Origin of the sequence: Bacteroides sp. ET225 (assembly GCF_024733745.1) — a bacterium.
GTDB lineage: Bacteria > Bacteroidota > Bacteroidia > Bacteroidales > Bacteroidaceae > Phocaeicola > Phocaeicola excrementipullorum.
Window position 1 is genome coordinate 164022 of record NZ_JANRHN010000001.1, and the last position, 19690, is coordinate 183711.

Sequence of the window (19690 nt, forward strand, 5' to 3'; positions counted from 1 at the left end):
GTAAAGATTATGGAAGACAGAAAAATCAACGAACGGGAAAGTCTGGAACTCATATCCGACATGATCAGAAAGACAAAGAAGGGAACCACCATGAAGAAGGACTACAACACCTTCCTCATATACGGCTATACCGCCCTGATTACCGCAATAATCACATGGGTAACCGTACATTTCACCGGAAGAGGAGAAGCCATGTTCACATGGTTTGCCATGTTCATACCTTATATTGCCAACACCTTCTTCCGCAAAAGTTCCAAACCTGAAGTGACAACCTATATCGACAGCATGCTGGGCAATATATGGAAAGTTATCGGGAGCATGTTCATATTCACGGTAATCGCAATTGTGCTCATCGGAGTCCTCACCCATGTCATGAACTTCTCGATAATGATGCCGCTTTCGCTCATCTATGCCGGCATAGGCACATCCATGACAGGGCTTGTGATAAAGGAGAAGGCCTTTATCTGGACACCTCTCGCAGGATTGCTTGCCGCCGTATACATGCTCACGGAAGGCTGGTGCCACAATTTCTGGAACATCCTTTTCGGGATGTCATTTCTTGTATTCATGATCATACCGGCGCATATAGCCAGAAACAAAATCAAAGAATAACAATATGAGAGAGCTTGACCCATTGCTGCACTCCCAGCTGCGCCTTGCCGTGGTGTCGCTCCTGCTTTCCGTTGAAGAGGCTGACTTCAGCTATCTCAAGGACAAGACACAGGCCACCTCCGGCAATCTGAGCGTGCAGATAGACAAATTGTCTGAGGCCGGATACATCGAAGTGAGGAAAGAGATAATCGGAAAGAAACCGCGCACATCGTGCCGCCTGACCGACAAGGGCAGGGATGCGCTGAACGAATACGTAAGTACGCTGAAAGAATATCTCGGAGGAATGCTGGACAAATGACAAGAGAAACGGACACCGCGCAGGCACGGAAACCGGACTTTTACGGCTCCGTACCTGCGTGCGTCCGGCCAGCCTCCAGCATCAGTCCCACGCCTTTCACCGTCTTCAGACGAACATCGGGATCGCCCGAAAACATCTTGCGGAGGCGGGACACGAAGACATCGAGGCTGCGCGAAGCAAAATAGTCGTCTTCGGTATCCCAAAGGCGGGAGAGTATCACCTCGCGCCGCACCACATGCCCCTGTCCCTCACAAAGAATCCGGAGCAGACCGGACTCACGGACGGTCAGTTCCCGGTCGGGCTGACCCTCCTGATGCAACACGCTGCGCTCTGCATCAAACACATACGACTTGCCGATCCGGAAGAAAGTATCCGCACGCTCCGGCTCCCTTGCATGAGTCAGCCTCAGCAGAGCCTTGATGTGTGCGTCCAGCTCTTCGGGAAGAAAGGGCTTCTTCACATAGTTGTTCACTCCGATTTCATACCCTTTCACCACATCCTTGGGCGACACACGGCCCGAAGTGAACAGAATCGGGATGCACGCATCGGACTCACGGATGCGGCGCACCATTTCATATCCGTCCATCACCGGCATTTCAATGTCGGAAACAATCACTTCCGGCTTCCAGCTTTTCCACTTCCGGATTCCTTCCTGCCCGTCGGAAGCGGTTTCCACCTCATAGCCGCCTATCATGTCTTCCAGTCCGCCTTTAATGATGTAGCACAGATTGGCATCGTCTTCCACTAACAAAACCTTGGTCATAGTTGTCATTTTTTTATCTTTTCCCGACACCTCAAGCGTATCACTCCAGTGAAGAGATCGTATCACTAGAGTGAAGAGATCGCATCACTTCAGTGAAGCAATCGTATCACTGGAGTGATACGATAAAGACAACGGGACATTCACTCATTCTTGTCCGATAATTCTTCCTCTCCCGACGGCAGATAAAGCGAAAACAGGCTGTATTCTCCTTCAATGCTTTCCACCTCTACCCGTCCGCCATGTGCCTCCGCCACACGGAGCACATAATTGAGTCCCAGGCCGAAGCCCGGCGCACCTCCGTTCCGGCTCCGCACCGCGGCCGAAGCGCGTTCGTACTTCTCGAATATCCTGGCCTGTTCCTTGAACGGAATGCCGAATCCGTTATCCCGTATGCCGATGCGGACCATGCCGTCCGACGCCTCTGAAGTGAAGCAGATTTCCACCTGCCCTCCCGAGTATTTCACGGCATTGTCTATCAGGTTGCTCAACGCCTCTTTCAGAACATTCTTTTATCCCGAATCGATACAGATTTTAGCAGCTTTATATGAGTTTCTTAATGTTTTTTCTTAACTTTGTTCGTGCAACCTGCATATCGCCAAGCGGATTGTCGAATTTTTGAGAATAAGGAGCGTTATGTCTGCATCTTGCAAGTGCGAAGCCTGAGAAACTTGCCACGAAAATCAACAAGAAGTCGGCGTAGCAGTTCCCACGTCATAGCGTGGGCTGCTATTACCATATCTGTTGATTTAGGTTTTCTCAGGGCCTGCACTTTAAGACGTGGTTCATAGCAGTGCCACGTTTCCGTTTTTATAACCTGTCCTTTGGGTACTGAAGAACAACGAAAAACACTTCGATTATGAAAAAGATTTTATTACTTGCCATGCTACTCGTATTTTCGTTCGCTGTTCATGCACAAAAAGACGTGACCAAGTTCCTCGGCATTCCCATTGACGGAACGAAATCGGAAATGATAAAGAAACTGAAAGAGAAAGGGTTCACTGAGAGTGTGCTTGGTGACGATGTGCTGGAAGGTGAATTTAACGGAGTGGATGTCTATATATATATATTGGAACAAATAATAATAAAGTATGGCGAATTGCTGTTGCTGATGCTTACCCAAGAGATGAAACGAATATTCGAATAAGGTTCAATAAACTTTGCAGTCAGTTTGAACGTAATAAAAAGTATTTTGAAGCGAACATAAATAGTTCTGCTTATATAGACTATACAATACCTGACGATGAAGATATATCTTATGAAATGAAAGTTAACAAAAAACGATATGAAGCTCTTTATACTCAATTGCCGGATTCAGCATTTGTTGCTCAACAATTATTATCAAGATATGAAAAATCGCGATGGGATAGTATTCCTCCAAAATTGCAAGAGTCACTTTTTAATTTAGAAAAATCTGCACAAACAGTAATTGCTTCCATTAATAAGAGTGTTTGGTTTACAATTTCTGAGCATCCCTTGGGAGAATATTTCATTATTATGTATTATGATAATGAATACAACAGAGCCCAAGGGGAAGACTTGTAATTATATTAACTATTCCGGTCTTGCAGAATCGCCAGCAGGGCGATGAAGGCTATCCAGCGGATATATTTTACATCTTTCATAAGCAAATCTCCATTAACGTTACGTTAACCTTGGCCTTAACATAGAAAGCGGAAAGGGCTTCCTACATTTGCAGCATCAAAGGTAAAGAAATAAATCAAAAACATACAGACATGAAAACATCTTTTTTGCTTGGCATTTTGCTTGCTGCAGGAGCCGGAACGGATCTTTCCGCACAGACTCTCACGGGCAAGGTTACCGACATGGCACAAAAACCGGTGGATGCGGCTACCGTGATACTCCAGCTCGCCGACTCTACGTTTGCCGATGCCGCTATCACCGACACGGCGGGAGTGTTCAGCTTCAATGCCTGCCCGGAACATTACCGCCTCATCGTGCAGCACATGCTCTATCAGACGATGGAACGGGAAGGAAGCGGTGAAGATGCAGGCACATTCACTCTCACACCGAAAGACTATGCGCTGGAAGAAGTGGTGGTGAAAGGGGAACGCCCGCTGGTGAAGGTGGAAGGAAGCAGGCTGACCTACGACATGCCCCGGCTGACCGCAAACCGCCTCGTAACCAATGCCTACGAAGCGCTTCTCCAGCTTCCGGGGGTGATGGAGAAGGACGGATTGCCCAGCCTTGCCGGAACCGGAAGCCTCAGCATCGTATTGAACGGAAAGCCTTCGTCAATGACCGAAGAACAATTGATTTCTCTCTTAAAGAGTATGCCGGCCTCGCGCGTGGAACGGGCGGAGGTGATGTACAGCGCTCCTCCCCAATACCATGTGCGCGGAGCCGCCATCAACCTCGTGCTGAAAGGCTACAAGGCAGGCGAAGGAGGACTGCAAGGGGAAGTGAACGGGAGCTATATCAAAAAGGACGCAGCCGGAGGAAACGGCGGAGCGGCACTGACCTGGCTCTCGGAGAAATGGGACGCAGACGTGATGTACAATCTCAAGGATGAGTATGTCCGCCAGGGATTCGACTTCTCGGCCTTGCACACGGTGAAGGACAAAACGCACGACATCCGCCTTTCGGACAACGGGGAAATACGGAACCTCACCCACACCTTCCGTGCGGGAGCCACCTACAGGCCGGACGAGAAGAACAGTATCAGCCTGAGCTACACGGGGAGCATCAGTCCGGACCGAAAATCATACATGAACGCATGGGGAAACGTGACAGACTCACACAATGACAAGCGGAGCGATGTCCGGCTCCACAATGCTTCGCTGAACTACACTTCAGGATTCGGGCTGAGTGCCGGAGCTGACTATACCTATTATAGGAACAAAGACTCGCAGAACTTTTCCGATACGGATGCCGGAGGAAACACCACTGCCTTCAGAAGCGATTCGCGCCAGCGCATCGACCGGTGGAAAGTGTATGCCGACCAGAGCCATGCGCTCCCCGAAGCATGGAAGCTGAACTACGGAGTTGCATTCACCTATGTGAGCGACCGGAATTCGCAGCTTTATGACCTTCCCGAAATGACCGGACTGAACAACGAGAGCCGCATCGACGAATATACCTATAATCTGTATGCCGGATTCGAAAAGGCTTTCAATCCGCAATGGAGCCTCAGCGTATCGGCCGCGGTAGAGTATTACAGGATGACGGACTACAAGAAATGGGCGGTCTATCCCAACCTTTCGCTCAACTACATGGCTTCTGCCTCACACGTTCTCCAGCTATCGTTCAGCTCAGACAAGACCTATCCGGACTACTGGACACTGAGCGGCACAACCAGTTACCTGAACGGATACCAAGTCTCTGAAGGCAACGCATACCTGCGTCCCTATGCCGACTATACCGCTTCCCTGACCTATATAATGAAAAGCAAATACATCTTCCAGGCGTCATACAGCTATGTGCCCGACTATTTCATGCAGATGACTTATCTTGACTCCGACGAACTGAGGGCCGTATATAACTTCCAGAACTGGGACTTCATCAAGCTGCTGACCTTGACCGCCGTCATTCCGTTCAAGGCCGGCGCATGGTGGGACAGCCGCCTGACGCTGAACGCGCAACTGAAACACGACAAGGCAAGCCATTATTATGATGCGCCTTTCGACAACAGGCGATGGGCTGGCATCGGACAATGGACAAACACCTTTACGCTGAGCCGACATCCGGACATCCGGCTGGAAATCTCGGCATTCGGACAGACAGGCATCATACAGGGAAGCTACCGCAGCGGTGCCATCGGCTATGTGGATGCCGCCTTGCGCTATACGTTCGCAGGTGACAAGGCGATGATTCAGGTGAAGGGCACCGACCTCTTCAACGGATTGAACCACATCGACATCAGATCACGCAACGGCAGCCAGCATTTCGACATGAATGTAAGGAGCTACGCGCAAAGCTTCTCCGTAGCATTCAGCTACAAGTTTGGAGGCTACAAAAAGAAAGCCACAAAGGATATAGACACTTCCCGCTTCGGGATGTAGACACCGGCCCTCAAAGGCGCGACGCACGGAACGTGCTGCATAAAGCGGCAGAATCATTCCGCCTTCGCGCCTTTGCGCTCAAAAAGAGCGAGAAACTGGAAAAACTTTCTTATATTTGTCCCGTTCACTAAACGAAAGAAATTATGAAAAAGATTTTTTCCGCTTTAATGCTTATGGCTTGCCTCTGCCTGGCCATGCCGGCACAAGCCCAGTTAAAGTTCGGTGTAAAGGCCGGTCTGAATGTATCGAAAGTATCCATATCAAAAGAAGTGTTCAATCCGGACAACCGGACAGGATTCTTTATCGGTCCCACAGCTGATGTCACCCTGCCGCTGCTCGGCCTTGGTCTGGACGCTTCGCTCTTGTACAACCAGTTCGGCATTGATACGGAAGAAGGCTCTACAATGAAGAAGAGCATCGAAATCCCTGTCAACGTGAAATGGAACTTCGGGTTCAGCAGCGTTGTCGGAGCATATGTTGCCGTAGGTCCTCAGTTCGGATTCAACGTAGGGCACAGCTGGTTTAAAGACATCTGCGAGTTCAAGAAAAAGACCACCAGCTTCAACGTTGGCGCAGGACTGAACCTGTTCAGCCACCTCCGCATCGGCGCTAACTACAACTTCGGCCTGAAAGACAACGGAATTATGGTAAAGGACGAATCCGGAAGCATAACCCAGGACGGATTCAAGCACAACACGTGGCAGATATCACTTGCCTACATGTTCTGATTCCACTGAAAAAGAAATTGCATGCAACTCCGTTTATCTGCCGAAACAGGAAGCAGGAAACGGAGTTTCTTTGTATCTTTGCCCTATGAAGAAATATGTCGATGTCATAGTGCCTCTGCCCGTAGCGGGTCAATTCACTTATTCTGTCCCTGAGAGTCTGGCGGAAAAAGTGCAATGGGGAAGCCGTGTCATCGTTCCCTTCGGAGCCAAAAGATATTACACCGGGATTGTAATCCAGACAGACTCCACGCCATCGGCCAATTACGAAATCAAGGAAGTGACCGAAGTGCTCGACAACCATCCTATTCTGCTGAAACACCAATATGAGTTCTGGAAATGGATGGCCGGTTATTACCTCTGCACAACAGGGGATGTCTACAATGCAGCCATTCCTTCCGGCTTGAAGCTGGAGAGCGAAACGCGTGTGGAGGGGAATCCTGAATTCGAGGCGTCCGGACCGTTGCCCGAAAAAGAGCAGAAAGTGCTCGACCTGCTCGCGAACAAAAGCCTGAATATCTCGCAGCTCGAAAAGGCGGCACAGACAAGAAACCTGATGCCTGTCATCAGGTCGCTTCTCGAAAAAGACGCGATACGGATCAAAGAAGAGCTGAAGCTGAACTACAAGCCGCGCACAGAAACCCGGGTCCGCCTGACCGAAAAGATGCGGAACGAAAGAAACATTCATCTGCAACTGGACATGCTGAAACGCGCAACCAGGCAACGAGAGGTGCTGCTGAAGTATCTGGAGTTGTCGGAATGGGAAGAGGGATGCGAACCCAAAGAAGTTTCGCGGGAAAAACTGGCCGAAGCATCAGGAGCTTCATCCGGCATTCTGAACGAACTGACAGCCAAAGGAATCCTTGAAACATACGAACATGAAACCGGAAGACTTGATCTGGAGGCGAAAGAAACAAGTCCGGTAAATGCTCTCAGCCCGATCCAGCAGGCAGCGTTTGACTCCATTCTCCGCTCGTTCGGGCAAAAGGATGTGTGCCTGCTCCATGGAGTAACATCCAGCGGAAAGACAGAAATCTATATCCACCTGATACAAAAGGCTCTTCAAGCAGGAAAACAAGTGCTCTATCTGCTCCCGGAAATCGCACTGACCGCCCAAATCACCGAACGGTTGAGAAGAGTGTTCGGCAGCCGCCTGGGAGTTTATCATTCCAAGTTCCCTGACGCAGAACGAGTGGAAATATGGCAGAAGCAATTATCCGACACTCCTTACGAGGTGATTCTGGGAGTGCGCTCGTCCATATTCCTGCCCTTCAAGCGGCTGGGACTGGTAATCATTGACGAAGAGCACGAAACGTCCTACAAGCAGCAGGATCCGGCTCCCCGCTATCATGCCCGCAATGCCGGAATCATGCTGGCGTCCATGTTCGCCGCCAAGACATTGCTGGGAACCGCCACGCCAAGCATCGAAACCTATTACAATGCCGAACAAGGAAAATACGGACTGGCTGAACTGACAGAACGCCACCGGCAGATCCGGCTTCCGCACATCGAGTTGGTAGACATCAAGGAGCTTGCCCGCAAAAAACGGATGACGGCGCAATTTTCTCCTTTCCTCCTGCAAAAGATAAAAGAAGCCCTGGACAACAAAGAGCAGGTGATTCTCTTTCAGAACCGCCGCGGCTTTGCCCCGATGATTGAATGCCGCACTTGCGGATGGGTGCCCAAATGCAAGAACTGTGACGTGAGCCTGACTTACCACAAAAGGCTGAACCAACTGACCTGCCACTATTGCGGCTATACTTATCAGGTGCCCGAGGCATGTCCGGCCTGCGGAGGGACCGAACTGACCAACCGCGGATTCGGCACCGAGAAAATAGAAGATGATATCCGGCTGCTGTTTCCGGATGCGCGCGTGGCCAGAATGGATCTGGATACCACACGCACCCGGACAGCTTATGAGAAAATCATCGCGGATTTTGAAGACGGAAAGACAGATATCCTGATAGGCACGCAAATGGTGTCAAAAGGACTTGACTTCGACAAAGTAAGCGTGGTGGGCATTCTGAATGCCGACTCCATGCTCAACTACCCCGACTTCCGTTCGTATGAGCGCGCTTTCCAGCTTATGGCCCAAGTGGCAGGAAGGGCAGGAAGAAGGGACAAGCAGGGGCTGGTGGTCTTGCAGACAAAATCACCCGATTTGCCGCTTATCCGGCAGGTGTTGGACAATAACTATCGGCAAATGTATGAAGACCAACTGGCCGAACGGCACCTGTTCAGATACCCGCCCTTCTACCGGCTCATCTATGTATACCTGAAACATCGGAAAGAAGACGTAGTGGAACAGGCGGCTTCGCAGACAGCAGTCTACTTGCGCAACGGGCTGAAAGAAAGGGTGCTCGGTCCGGACAAACCGCCTGTAGCAAGAATACAGACCCTGTTTATCCGGAAAATAGTAATCAAGATAGAACAACAGGCATCAATGAGCAAAGTGAAGAAATACCTGACGGAAGTACAGCAAGCCATTACGGCAGACGAACGCTTCCGTACTGTAAACTTTTATTACGATGCAGACCCTATGTAACTACCGGTGCAGACTCATCTGCTTAAATTATGAACGCTAAAAAAGACAGATATGAAAATCGAGTTAGACGTACATACACACACCATCGCTAGCGGACATGCCTTCAGCACGATTCAGGAAATGGCGCAGGCAGCCGCAGACAAAGGACTGAAACTGCTGGGCATCACAGAGCATTCGCCCGGCATACCGGGAAGCTGTGCTCCTATTTATTTCCGCAACCTTTACATTGTTCCGCGAAACATGTACGGCATCGAACTGATGCTGGGAGCCGAAATCAACATACTCGACACGGAAGGAAATCTCGACTTTGACGAACATTACCTGAACATGCTCGATATCCGTATAGCCGGAATCCATTCGCTCTGCTATACGCCGGGCACTCCCGAAGAAAACACACAGGGGATGATAAACACTATAGCGAATCCTTATATTCACATTATCAGCCATCCGGGGGATGGTACGGCCAAACTGCTGTTTGAACCGATCGTACAGGCTGCAAAAGAGCACCATACCCTGCTTGAAATCAACAACAGCTCACTGCGCCCAAGCCGGCATAAGGTGGAGGCCAGGCCCAACAACCTGGAAATACTCCGCCTGTGCAAACAGTACGAAGTACCGGTTATCTTAGGAAGCGACGCACACATTTCGTTCGATATCGCCACATACAATTTCGCGATGGAACTGGTCAACGAGGCGGAGTTTCCTGAAGAACTGATAATAAACACGGACGTAAAGAAATTCAAAGAGTATCTGAACATGAACAATCAGGTATGACATTCCATTATTCATTATCAATTGCCAATTATTTGCTGCTTACATGAAATATAAAATACTTTTTGTCTGCCTCGGAAACATATGCCGCTCGGCATCTGCAGAAGAGATCATGAGAACGCTCCTCAAGAAGGAAGGACTGGAGAATGAAATCGGAGTAGACTCCGCAGGTATCAGCGGCTACCATGAAGGTGACCTGCCCGATGCAAGAATGCGTGCGCACGCTGCAAGAAGAGGCTATCGCCTGACTCATCGTTCACGCCCTGTACGGACCGACGACTTCTACTATTTCGACCTGATTCTGGGAATGGATGACAGCAACATTGATGCCCTGCGCGAAAAAGCTCCCGACTTTGAAACGGAGAAGAAAATAGGCCGCATGACAGATTTCTGCAAGGTCAAGATCGCTGACCATGTTCCTGATCCTTATTACGGCGGGGCACAGGGCTTCGAAAATGTGCTTGACATCCTCGAAGACGCTTGCCGGGGGCTGCTCGACAAGATAAAAGAAATGCCGGACTGACGATGCCTCTCCGAGTATGCTTAACCATTAATTACTAACGCTTAAATTCCAACTACCCCAAATGATTACTGCTCCATTTGCCAGACCGATGTATATCATGACGAAACCGATAGGTGCCGTCTGCAACCTGGCTTGCGACTATTGCTATTACCTCGAAAAATCCAACCTGTATAAAGACATCTCAAAACACATAATGAGCGATGCGCTGCTGGAGAAATTCATCCGCGAATACATTCAGTCGCAGACAATGCCGCAAGTGCTCTTCACATGGCACGGCGGAGAAACGCTGATGCGTCCGCTGAGCTTCTACAAGCGCGTTATGGAATTGCAGAAAAGATATGCGGAAGGACGGACCATCGACAACTGCATCCAGACAAACGGCACATTGCTGAACGATGAATGGTGCGAATTTTTCCGGACGAACAACTGGCTGGTAGGAGTTTCAATCGACGGTCCGCAGGAGTTCCACGACGAATACCGGAAGAACCGGCAGGGACGTCCTTCGTTTGTCAAAGTAATGCAAGGCATCCGCCTGTTGAACAAGCACGGAGTGGAATGGAACGCACTGGCGGTTGTGAACGACTTCAACGGCGATTATCCGCTTGACTTCTACCATTTCTTCAAAGAAATAAACTGCCGCTATATCCAGTTCACGCCCATCGTAGAAAGAATCAGTCCCCATGCCGACGGCAGACATCTGGCCTCTCCGCTTGAGGAAAACGAGAAGCTGGCCGATTTCTCCATCTCACCCGAACAATGGGGAAACTTTCTCTGCACCATCTTTGACGAATGGGTACGCAACGATGTGGGCAACTATTTCATCCAACTCTTCGATTCAACGCTGGCCAATTGGGTCGGAGAACAGCCGGGAGTATGTACGCTGGGAAAATGGTGCGGTCACGCCGGAGTAATGGAGTTTAACGGAGATATCTATTCGTGCGACCATTTTGTTTTCCCTGAGTTCAAGCTAGGCAACATTCACGAAAAGACGCTGGTAGAAATGATGTACGGGGAAAAGCAGCAGAGATTCGGACGGATGAAACAAGAGGGACTTCCTTCGCAGTGCCGGGAATGCGAATACCTTTTCGCCTGCAACGGGGAATGCCCGAAGAACCGTTTCATGCGGGCTGCTTCCGGAGAACCGGGACTGAACTACCTTTGCAAAGGGTATCATCAGTTTTTTAAACATGCCGCCCCCTACATGGACTACATGAAAAAAGAATATCTGGCACAGCGCGCTCCCGCAAATGTGATGGAAGCCATCAAAAAGGGAGAAATCTGAAACATAAAAAAACATCATGCCTTAACTCAAATCTCGCAAACTTTCATAAACGAAAACCAGCCTTTATTTTGTCATTAATAGCACAGCGAAGAATCTCAAAAAACATAATCAGATGTACACGAGATTCTTCGCCATACTAACTATGACTTCATTCTTTAATAGTTATTTTCTATTTTAAAATAGCCTCCCTGTCAGATATCCAGACTTTTCCGCAGACAAAAAACTCTTTCCGAAACAGTCCCCCTCTTCACCCAATAAGGCTTACGATAACACTAGAAGAGCTAGCCGAAAGAGTCCGACAGTACGTTCAAACCTGTAGGATTCAACTATTGTAGAACATTTGTTACAGATGTTATATCATCTGTTACATATATTACAACTAAGCTGAGGGTTAAATCCTAATTTTGCCGCATAATTTATAATATTATGAAAGGCAAGCACCCTGAATCCACCAAACTTATCATAATAGAAGCATACCAAAAATATCGTATGCCCATCTATCATTATATCTCAAGAAGATTAAAATGCAAGATTGACGCAGAAGACTTGACACAAGACGCATTCCTGCGCCTGATCACTCATGAGCAAAAGATTCAGGAAAAAACTGTGCATCACCTCCTTTTCACTGTAACTAAAAATCTTGTAACCGACTATTTGCGCAGAAACTATAAAAGACAGGAAATATGTGCTACTCTGACAAAAGAGATTCCAACCACAGAATCCGATGCGGGAAACGACATTGTCGCAAAGGATATACAGCGTCTGGAATTGTTTCGGGTAAACAAATTGCCTCCGAGATGCAAAATCATCTATTATAAGTCACGTTTCGAAGAAATGAGCGCAATTGAGATCGCCCAAGAAATGAATATATCACGACGCACCGTAGAAGGACATATTCTGCTGGGACGCAAACAGGTACGTCAGTACATCAGCCGTCACATCTGAATCAGCAAAACCAACATAACTAAATTTAATCACATGAAAAATGTATGTTTTATGAAAAGAAGTTCATTGAAATTAGTTATGGCAAAGAGATTTCTTGCCATAACAATTTTAGGCACCTTCCTGACAGGGATGTCTTCCTGCCTGGACGAAGCAGACAAACGGGTGGAAATAGACAATTCTGCTCCTGCCCAAGTAACGAATGTACAGACCTCTGCCGGACCAGGCGAAGTGCATCTGACATGGAACATTCCTCCCAGTCCAAGTTTTATGTATACAAAAATCGAATATCTGGATGCCAAAGGAGAACAGCAGTATGAGATTATTTCAAAAGAGCGGGCAAACGAACAAGGCGAATGCAATGCCATTATAAAAGGCTTCACATCCACCGCCCCCGTCAAGTTCTCTCTTTACGCATGTGCAGTAAAAGGTGGAAATCTAGGCCCCATTGAAACGGAAGCCGCTCCAGGAGCACCGGCTTTTACAGGTGTAGCACAAAGCGTAACCATAGATCCAGACGAAGGAGGAGTGCTTGTAAACTACAACAATGAATATAGCGTGTCTGCTTTCATCGAAATAGACTATCAGTCTGCAAATGATGCCTCAAAATCCGGGACTGCAAGTTTTGAGGCAGCCGCAAATTCTGCAGGCAGTCAATGGGTCCGCCTTTCTTACGGAAACCAGTTTATTGCGGGAGAAGAATGTATCATCAACATAAAAGGAAAAGATTCGGCAGGGAATACTTCTGAACCGAGAGAAGTAAGAGTGACGCCGCAAATGGTAGCAAAAGTCGATAGAGCATCCTGGACATTTCCCGGATATGACGACAATTCCGATGCAGAAACAATAGGATACAGCTCTCAAGAAACAAAAGGCGAAGGCGGGGGAGTATCTCCAGCAGGACGTGTAATAGCCATGATTGACGGAAACCTGAATACATTCTGGCACGCTACATGGAAAAGCCAAGGAACCAAATATCCGCACTGGTTTATCCTTGACATGGGGAAAAACGTAAAAGTCAGCAGCATCGAACTGATCCGCCGCCAAGGTAAAGACGGAGCGAAATGCCAGACCGGGCAACAGTTCTATTTGTGTTCTGGAGAAAATGCAGCCAACCCGACAACCCCAGATACATGGAGCTGGGATGACAGAGGCGAATACTCGTTCAATGCAAACCTAGAAACGCCGCAAGCCTATCGCATGACGGGCAGCCCCAATGTCCGCTACATCAAAGTCTATTTTGGAGAAAAATATAAAGGCACCGGCGATCAGGCCATGCTTGCAGAAATCAATGTGTACACAGCAGAATGAGAATCTAATGCTAAAAAATACATAATATGAAGAAGAAAGTATTATTTGCAACAGCATTGTGTCTGGCGGTATCTTTACCCCCAGCCAACGCTGCCGATGGGACAGGCTCGGCAGAAACGCAGAGCACACAACAGACCAGAAGAACCATTACCGGAAAAGTGGTTGACAGCAACGGAGAACCGGTGATAGGTGCCAGTGTCACAATTAAAGGAACTTCTAACGGTGTTATCACCGATATGGACGGAAATTTCACGCTGAACAACGCTTCGGGAACGTTGGTCGTTTCATTCATCGGTTACAGTCCCGTTGAAGTTGCGATAGGTAACAAACGCTCGTTTACTGTCACTCTAAAAGAAGATGACAAATTGCTGGACGAAGTGGTAGTCGTAGGATATGGCGTACAGAAGAAAGCATCATTGACCAGTGCAATCAGCCAGGTGCGAGGAGAAGAAGTTTTCGCCAACCGCGGCATCACCAACGCCACCACAGCCTTGCAAGGTGAAGTGCCGGGTCTGACAATCACTCGTTCTTCATCACGCCCCGGCAGTGAAGGAGCCGCCATGAAAATCCGCGGTGACATTTCTATCAATGGTGACGGAGCTCCTTTGGTAATCATTGACGGTATGTCAGGATCTTTGGACGACTTGAATGCAATGAACCCGAATGACATAGAGAACATTTCAGTCTTGAAAGATGCCTCTGCCGCCATCTACGGTGCCCGCTCCGCAAACGGCGTCGTACTGGTAACAACCAAACGCGGTAAAAAAGGAAAGGCACAGATTACCTACAACGGTTCCATAAGCCGTACGATAACAGGTATCGAGACACCTTATACCAACAATTACGAGTGGCTTGACATGTTTTTCGAGGCCCAATATTGGGACACCGCAAGCAGTAATCCAAGCTTCAAGGATCCTCGCCAGATTTACCAGAACATCAACTGGTGGATTTTCAATAATGCGGACAACGGAGGAACTGCCATTGATGGCCATATGTCGCCAGGAGGAGTACCGACATTCTACCGTGGAGCAAACCTTTTCAACGCCATGCGCAATGGAGAAGTTCTGACCCTTGACAACGGAACATTCATAGAGCGCTGGGATCCCAATGTATATCTGGAAGATGCCATGTATGGACATGCAACCTCCAACAAACATGCTATCACCATTTCCGGGGCAGACGACAAGTTCGGCTATTATGCCTCACTGAGCTATTCGAACGAACAGTCCCAACTGAAAGTTGCCGATGACGGACAAAAGAAATACGGCGGCCGCCTGAACATGGATTATCAGGCATACGATTTCTTGAAGTTTGAAGTAGGCATGTCATACGAGAAACAAGATGTATCTACTCCGTCATCAGGCGTAGGGGAAGGCTACATGGATGCCTGGTTCTGGCCTGTCTACAATGCGAACGGTGATCCGCTAGACGTATTCAGCGGCAACCGTAACCCCATCGGAAAAATCACCAAAGGTGGACAGAACACAAATACATTCAGCAACTTCCGTGGAAATGCACGGGCAATTCTCGACCTTTCGAAATGGGTGACATCCGGACTGAAATTCTCTGTAAACGGCAACTACAAAATGGCAAGAAGAGAATATCAGGAGGTAAAGCTCCCAGTCGAGTTCTACGACTGGTCAGGCGAACAGGTAATGGGAAGGTTCCAGTCGCCAGGGTCGCTGAAAGAAGAAATACAACGATGGGAAAACATCAATGTAGGCGCTCAGTTCGACTACAATCGTCTGTTTGCTGATGTACATCAGGTTTCGGCTATGATTGGTATGACAGCGGAACAAGAAACTTGGAAAAAAGTAACAGCTGCGCGCAACAAGGGAGAAATTTATCCTGGTGCAAACTTGACAGACCTTGAAGTATGGACAAACGGTGACAACAATACTGCCGGGGGAGGCCAAACCTCATGGGGATTCGTATCTTACCTGACAAGACTGAACTATATCTATGACGACAAATACTCAATCGAATTCTTGGGACGCAGGGACGGATCATCCCGTCTATCAGAGAAACAACGCTGGAAAAACTTCTTTTCGGTATCTGGCTTCTGGAGAATTTCAAGAGAGAATTTCCTCAAGAACCTGAATTGGTTAAGCGACTTGAAGGTACGTTACAATTATGGTAGAACCGGTAGTGTGACAGGCATAGGCGAATACGAACGCTATGCACTGATCAAGACAGGCAACGCATTCTTCGGAAGAGGTGACGCAACACAATACACCTCAATGTGGCTGGATGGAATCAGGTCTGACGACCGTACATGGGAAACTATCCTCAGTCACAATATCGGCGTAGACTGGGCATTCCTGAACAACCGACTGAGAGGTTCGTTCGACTATTTCATAAAAACAAACGACAATATGTTCATTCCTATCACCTATCCGGCCGTATTAGGTGCAAGTGCCCCGTTAAGCAACAACGGCAAACTGCGCACCAAAGGATGGGAAATCACCGCCGGATGGTCTGACCAGATCAACGGAATCAGATACAGCATCAGCGGTTCGCTTTCCGATGCATCCACTGAACTGTTGGAAATGAGCGGCAATACAAACATTCCAGTAGCAGGTTATAACAACAATAACAACCGCCTGATTGGAAAACCGCTGAACTCCATCTATGTTTATCAGACAGACGGACTGTTCCAAACTCAGGAAGAAGTTGATGCATATTATGAAATGTATTACTGGAACGCAGACCACACGGGACCGAAGCCCGACAATATCCTGCCGGCTCCCCAGGAAGCATCAACAAACACACTCCGCCCGGGTGCGCGCCGTTATGTAGACCGCGACGGTGACGGAGCAATCACACAATACGACCTGTATTACATCGGTGACGCAGCCCCACGCCTGACATTCGGGTTGAAAGGAACATTGGAATGGAAAGGCATTGACATATCTGCATTTTTCCAAGGTGTAGGAAAACAGATGTTGCTGCGAACCGGAAATGTTTATGCACCGTTCGTCACCAACTATGTGCGTCAGAACAGAAACTATCTGGGCAATACTTGGGCACCGGACAACACCGGAGCGGAATATCCGATTCTTTCACGCGACCAGAATTTCAACAAATTCAACTACAACAACGTAGATGCCAGCGTACAGAAGAACAGATACATCCGTCTGAAATCACTGGTTATCGGCTATACATTGCCACAGAAATGGACAGCGAAAGCAGGCATCAACAAGCTGAGAGTTTACTTCTCTGGTGACGACCTGTGGGAATGGACCAGTGTAAACGACGGTTATGACCCCGAACGCGGCGAGGCCTCAAACAACGGCTTCCCGTTCAGCCGACTGCTCACATTCGGTGTAGACGTTACATTCTAAAAAAACAATAAAAAGAAACGAAACATGAAAAAGACTATCAATAGCATATGCATGGCTTCTGTCGTTACTGCTTCCTTGCTACTGAGTGCATGCAGCGATTTTCTCGACAAGGAACCCTTGGCACAAGGAACGGAAGCCATAACCTTCCACACTCCCGAACAGTTCGAACAGGCAGCCAATGCACTATATAACACCGACGGCTGGAAAGACCTTAACGGCACAGCCTACACAAATATGGATAAAAATCTGGACATTTCGGGCCTAGGCTCGAACGGAGGAGGCTCCGCTCCGGAAGGCGACTGGCGGTGGGACAAAATCTACGGACATATCCGCACTTCAAATGTTTTGCTGGAAAAAGCGGAAGATTATGGGGATAAAGACGCAATCGCCGCATCAATAGGCACTGCATATTTTTTCCGGGCATGGCAATATTTCACGCTGCTCAAGACTTTCGGCGGCGTTCCTCTCATTGACCATGCACCCGACATGAGCGACGAGGTTCTATATGCACCCCGGAACAGCCGCTATGAGGTGGCGGAATTTATATCCTCTGACCTGGAGAAGGCCATTCCATTGCTGCCATTGGAGCAGGATATTCCCGATGCAGAAAAGGGGAAAGTAAGCCAACAGGCAGCCAAAGCATTCCTGGCCCGCGTACTTCTTTACGAAGCAACATGGGAGAAGTATGTGCCCACCATCAACTATGACCTGGACGGTGACGGCTCAGGTTCAGGTGCAGGCACAGCCAAACCGGAAGGCTACAAGACTGTTAATGACATGCTTTCGCGCGCAAAGGAACTGTCTAAAGAAGTGATTGACGATGCAGAGGCGAACGGCACCTATGCCCTGTGGCAGGAGTGCGACTCACTGAGCTACTACTATCTGTTCAACATCGACGACAAGGGCGGCAACATCTGCAATTTCAAAGGAGCCGGCAAGAATACAAACAAAGAATTCATATTCTTCAAGAAATACGATTATGACCTGAACCGTGGAGGAGTCAATCTGACACATACAGTCATCACGTGGCAGGCAACCAATATCAGTGCCAGCTTCGGCGAATCATTCCTTTGCCGTAACGGATTGCCCATCCGTATCAGTTATACAGGGAACATGGCAGATGCCCAGAACAATCCGCAGTTCTTCGGATACGGAGAATTCGCGAGCGAGTTCCGCAACCGCGACTATCGGTTTGTCGGTTGTGCATTTCTGCCCGACCGCGTAACATGGAGCAGCAGACCGGAAGACAACCGCCAGTGTACGGAACTGGGCAAGCCTTATCCTGATCCTGTATATCCCCAAAGCAACGATGTACGAAATGAGAACGATCCGGCCTACAGCAGTCCGTACCTGATTACACGCCCTACACTCCGCAACAACAGTACACATGCCAATTACGGAAGCCGCAAGTACCTGCCTGAGGGAGCCAACCGCCCCCAGAACACAGAATCAGCCGACTATCCGCTCATCCGTCTGGCCGAAGTATACCTGATTTATGCTGAAGCCACCTGCGAACTTAACAACGGAAGCATTTCGAATGAAGACCTGAACTATTCGATCAACAAAACACGCGCCCGGGCAGGAGTAGCTCCGCTGACAAACGAACTGATTGCCAATGTATGGGATGCAGGCTACTTCGATCATGCGACAGGACATACCATCTGCAAAAAGATGACAATGCTGGATGAAATCCGCCGCGAACGTGCCTGCGAACTCTTCGGTGAAGGTTTCCGTCTGGACGATCTGAAACGCTGGGGAATCGCACACATCAATCTGACCGGGCAAAAGCTGGGCCGACATGTATTGAATACGGCTTACACGAAATATACGGCAAACGACCTGAACTATTTCGGACAACCTTGCTATGATCCGGACAATTCTCCATTACTGTACGGTCTTTATGAAGGCAGCGGACCGAACGACCCGGACTACGGGCGTTCGATTGCCACCTTAGCCTCTAACCTGCTCTTCGAGAAGCGTGAATATCTGGCCCCCATTCCACTGGCACAAATTCGCCTGAACCCGCAATTGACACAGAATCCGGGATGGTAACCTGAATGAATAAAAAGTAATAACCAAACAACAAAAACAATGAAAAAGCTAAAATATATTTTTAGAATCTTATTGGGAATCCTCATTCTTGCTTCATGCGATGACGAGATCGGAAACCCGAATGTAGACTCACGTGACTTTATCAACGTACAAAACGCCAAGGCAACGGTAAGCAACGACGGGACATATTATATTCTCACCCAATATGAAGACCCGGATACGATCACAAAATACAATCTGCAAATGAGCGTATTCATCGTAGACCGTGAAGAGGACGCTAAAAAAGTAAAGGCACTGGAGAGCGCTGAGTACGTCAATTTTAGCGGCATCGGAATGAAAACCGACTACCGTCCTGAGGGTACAGACATGAACAAAGCACATTATAACATCATGCTTGTAAATATCAGTGCACGTACGGAACAATGATATTCCGCCCATAAGAAAAGAGGGTGTAGCAAAATGAAAATTGATTTGAATTTTGCCGCACCCTCTTTCTTGCTCTT

16 protein-coding genes and 1 pseudogene are annotated in these 19690 nt (G+C 48.5%); 15 read left to right on the top strand and 2 right to left on the bottom strand.

Annotated features, from left to right (window positions below; all coding sequences use genetic code 11):
- The first annotated feature begins 9 nt into the window (after positions 1–9).
- Together NW212_RS00780 and NW212_RS00785 are read left to right on the top strand one after the other, a co-directional pair.
- Positions 10–612 carry a hypothetical protein gene (locus NW212_RS00780; RefSeq protein WP_258336743.1) on the top strand — a complete coding sequence of 201 codons (603 nt, stop codon included), beginning with the start codon at positions 10–12 and terminating at the stop codon, positions 610–612.
- A 4-nt stretch (positions 613–616) separates the two neighbouring features.
- Positions 617–910: a transcriptional regulator gene (locus NW212_RS00785; protein WP_258336744.1), complete on the top strand. Its 294-nt coding sequence runs from the start codon at positions 617–619 to the stop codon at positions 908–910.
- A 40-nt stretch (positions 911–950) separates the two neighbouring features.
- Here NW212_RS00785 and NW212_RS00790 read toward each other — a convergent pair whose 3' ends face one another.
- Together NW212_RS00790 and NW212_RS00795 are read right to left on the bottom strand one after the other, a co-directional pair.
- A complete protein-coding gene (locus NW212_RS00790) occupies positions 951–1673 on the bottom strand; it encodes a response regulator transcription factor (protein ID WP_258336745.1) in 723 nt (240 codons plus the stop codon).
- Positions 1674–1813: 140 nt separating this feature from the next.
- Positions 1814–2173, bottom strand: a pseudogene (locus NW212_RS00795) (sensor histidine kinase); the annotation flags it as partial.
- Between the two features lie 356 nt (positions 2174–2529).
- On the opposite strand from NW212_RS00795, the gene NW212_RS00800 reads away from it, so the two are divergent.
- From NW212_RS00800 to NW212_RS00860, 13 genes are all read left to right on the top strand, one after another.
- A complete protein-coding gene (locus NW212_RS00800) occupies positions 2530–2817 on the top strand; it encodes a hypothetical protein (RefSeq protein ID WP_258336746.1) in 288 nt (95 codons plus the stop codon).
- A gap of 116 nt (positions 2818–2933) precedes the next feature.
- Positions 2934–3215, top strand: a complete 282-nt coding sequence (locus NW212_RS00805; RefSeq protein ID WP_258336747.1) for a hypothetical protein — start codon at positions 2934–2936, stop codon at positions 3213–3215.
- A 191-nt stretch (positions 3216–3406) separates the two neighbouring features.
- Positions 3407–5692: an outer membrane beta-barrel family protein gene (locus tag NW212_RS00810; RefSeq protein ID WP_258336748.1), complete on the top strand. Its 2286-nt coding sequence runs from the start codon at positions 3407–3409 to the stop codon at positions 5690–5692.
- A gap of 143 nt (positions 5693–5835) precedes the next feature.
- A complete protein-coding gene (locus NW212_RS00815; RefSeq protein ID WP_258336749.1) occupies positions 5836–6420 on the top strand; it encodes a porin family protein in 585 nt (194 codons plus the stop codon).
- An 85-nt stretch (positions 6421–6505) separates the two neighbouring features.
- Entirely contained in the window at positions 6506–8962 is a 2457-nt protein-coding gene (priA, locus tag NW212_RS00820; protein ID WP_258336750.1) for a primosomal protein N', read from the top strand.
- 51 nt (positions 8963–9013) lie between these two features.
- A complete protein-coding gene (locus NW212_RS00825; RefSeq protein WP_258336751.1) occupies positions 9014–9736 on the top strand; it encodes a phosphatase in 723 nt (240 codons plus the stop codon).
- A gap of 43 nt (positions 9737–9779) precedes the next feature.
- Positions 9780–10256, top strand: coding sequence for a low molecular weight protein-tyrosine-phosphatase (locus NW212_RS00830; RefSeq protein ID WP_258336752.1), 477 nt, complete (start codon positions 9780–9782; stop codon positions 10254–10256).
- A 61-nt stretch (positions 10257–10317) separates the two neighbouring features.
- On the top strand, positions 10318–11538 hold the full coding sequence (locus tag NW212_RS00835; protein ID WP_258336753.1) for an anaerobic sulfatase-maturation protein: 1221 nt from the start codon (positions 10318–10320) through the stop codon (positions 11536–11538).
- A 426-nt stretch (positions 11539–11964) separates the two neighbouring features.
- Positions 11965–12483, top strand: a complete 519-nt coding sequence (locus NW212_RS00840) for an RNA polymerase sigma factor (protein ID WP_258336754.1) — start codon at positions 11965–11967, stop codon at positions 12481–12483.
- 78 nt (positions 12484–12561) lie between these two features.
- Entirely contained in the window at positions 12562–13791 is a 1230-nt protein-coding gene (locus NW212_RS00845) for a DUF4959 domain-containing protein (RefSeq protein WP_258336755.1), read from the top strand.
- 26 nt (positions 13792–13817) lie between these two features.
- A complete protein-coding gene (locus NW212_RS00850; RefSeq protein ID WP_258336756.1) occupies positions 13818–17135 on the top strand; it encodes a TonB-dependent receptor in 3318 nt (1105 codons plus the stop codon).
- Between the two features lie 24 nt (positions 17136–17159).
- Positions 17160–19187, top strand: coding sequence for a RagB/SusD family nutrient uptake outer membrane protein (locus NW212_RS00855; RefSeq protein ID WP_258336757.1), 2028 nt, complete (start codon positions 17160–17162; stop codon positions 19185–19187).
- 39 nt (positions 19188–19226) lie between these two features.
- Positions 19227–19613: a hypothetical protein gene (locus NW212_RS00860; protein WP_258336758.1), complete on the top strand. Its 387-nt coding sequence runs from the start codon at positions 19227–19229 to the stop codon at positions 19611–19613.
- The last annotated feature ends 77 nt before the right edge of the window (positions 19614–19690 follow it).